Below are 471 nucleotides of genomic sequence, written 5' to 3' on the forward strand. Positions count from 1 at the left end.
CCAGTGAGCGTTTCCTTGGCTGTCGGCGTGTCTTCTCGCCGGATCATCGGCCGGATAATTGCCTTGAGATGCTTCGTTGGATGATCTGGAAGACGAGCATCCTCCTCTGACAGGAGGCCTTCCTTCCGAAGCAGTTCCCGGTAGCGATGGCGTTCGCTCATCAGCTCGTCGATGGCTTGGAGGTATACCCGGTTACTGAGCTTGACACGCTCGTTCTCCTCCTCGAGTGCGTGGTAGTCAGCATACTGATGGCTTTCCCGACGAAGTTTCCGGGCCAATATCCGGTTGTCCTCACGGGCCATGTCCAGGGCCTGCTGTGTCGGTGTCCGGCCTTCGCGAGGCACACTCCAGTCGTTCGCGTGCTTTTCGTCATCGGTTAGATGTGGGTCTGTACGCTCCCAGTCCTTACCGGCTGCCGCAGCCGTGAGTTCCATAGCCTCCTGTGTACTCTCACGGAGCGTATCGTCGGTG

At 58.6% G+C, this 471-nt stretch carries 1 protein-coding gene; it reads right to left on the reverse strand.

All coding sequences use genetic code 11. The annotated features are described in order from the left end of the window. Positions 1 to 434: hypothetical protein (locus DVK01_RS21300; protein WP_147435235.1), on the reverse strand; the 434-nt coding region annotated here is incomplete at its 3' end. Positions 435 to 471 lie beyond the last annotated feature (37 nt).

This window comes from Haloarcula sp. Atlit-120R (assembly GCF_003665885.1).
Classification (GTDB): Archaea; Halobacteriota; Halobacteria; order Halobacteriales; family Haloarculaceae; genus Haloarcula; species Haloarcula taiwanensis.